This window comes from Candidatus Nitrosopumilus salarius BD31, assembly GCF_000242875.2.
Taxonomy (GTDB): Archaea; Thermoproteota; Nitrososphaeria; order Nitrososphaerales; family Nitrosopumilaceae; genus Nitrosopumilus; species Nitrosopumilus salarius.
In genome coordinates this window covers 1-1,021 of record NZ_AEXL02000133.1, presented here as the reverse complement: position 1 = coordinate 1,021, position 1,021 = coordinate 1, and the positions used below count along the sequence as shown (strand labels likewise).

Annotated in this window: 3 protein-coding genes; all 3 read left to right on the top strand. The window is 32.5% G+C overall.

Annotated features, from left to right (window positions below; all coding sequences use genetic code 11):
* Positions 1 to 141 precede the first annotated feature (141 nt).
* The 3 genes from BD31_RS10390 to BD31_RS10385 are packed head-to-tail and all read left to right on the top strand — an operon-like array spanning position 142 to position 823.
* Positions 142 to 288: a hypothetical protein gene (locus BD31_RS10390; RefSeq protein WP_008300907.1), complete on the top strand. Its 147-nt coding sequence runs from the start codon at positions 142 to 144 to the stop codon at positions 286 to 288.
* 27 nt (positions 289 to 315) lie between these two features.
* On the top strand, positions 316 to 615 hold the full coding sequence (locus BD31_RS07825) for a hypothetical protein (RefSeq protein ID WP_008300904.1): 300 nt from the start codon (positions 316 to 318) through the stop codon (positions 613 to 615).
* Between the two features lie 34 nt (positions 616 to 649).
* Entirely contained in the window at positions 650 to 823 is a 174-nt protein-coding gene (locus BD31_RS10385; RefSeq protein WP_008300906.1) for a hypothetical protein, read from the top strand.
* The last annotated feature ends 198 nt before the right edge of the window (positions 824 to 1,021 follow it).

Genomic DNA, 1,021 nt, shown 5'->3' with positions numbered 1-1,021 from the left:
TGCAATTCCACCACCAATTATTGCAATCCAGGCAGCAATCTGTTTGATTTTAGACATATGTAGTAAAAATCTCAAACTCATTATTGAATCTAATTGAATTTTTATAGACAATTATAACTAGACAGACAGACTATACTAGTAGTGGCAAATACCAAGGATGTCGGTAAATTCTTTTTATTCATTGTTGGGGGGTTAGTAGCCATAGTAGTTGGATCATTTATGATTAGAGGAACCATGCACATGTGGGACAAGCCAGAAAATAAATCAGATGGGGAAAATAAGGACTAAAAGTAAGTATGTATAATAGGGATTTGAATGCTACAAGACTCTACAATTAGAAGATCACTTGATGGATACATTAAGAGAAGAATTAAAGAGATTCCAACTGAAATCAAGCAGACATTCCCAAATATTAAAAAAATTTGGAAGTGTGGTGATGAACTAGATTTTCTCTATGGGTATTATGTTGGAAAAATTGAGGAGGGGGCATTACACTATCTACTAAAAGCAACGCGTGCATCAGCTGGAAGTTACATAGATACATTTGAAATCAGAGGAATAATTGAAACTCATAAAAGAGAATTGAACGAAGTAATAAAATCCACAATCAATTAGTGAAGTAGAAATAGAACATCAGTTTACTTAGAATATGGTCGGTCCACAAGATGGGGGATTTGGTTTTGATCAGTCCAAGAAATACACATCTGTAGAAAACATTGATGAGATTTGTGTCCAATGTCAAGCAGGTCAGCATAAAAAATGTCTAAAAAAAGCAAAACAACAAGAAGTTTGTGAATGTGAACATTGTATCATTTATGGTTAAATTGAAAAGATGCCCATAATGGATGGAAATGTAAATTGAAATGCAATAACAAAGAGATAGGATGTTATCACGATAACTCCATACATTTGGATGGAAAAGGAAAATGCATTGTAATTGGATGCAAGTGTAAAGAATTTAAAAATTAAAGAGCAGATAATTTATTTTCTAAATCTTGGATTTCTTTTTGATATGAGTCAG

Coding starts and splice junctions, on each gene's coding strand:
- BD31_RS07825 (WP_008300904.1), top strand. CDS start 316: ATGCTACAAGACTCTACAATTAGAAGATCACTTGATGGATACATTAAG.
- BD31_RS10385 (WP_008300906.1), top strand. CDS start 650: ATGGTCGGTCCACAAGATGGGGGATTTGGTTTTGATCAGTCCAAGAAA.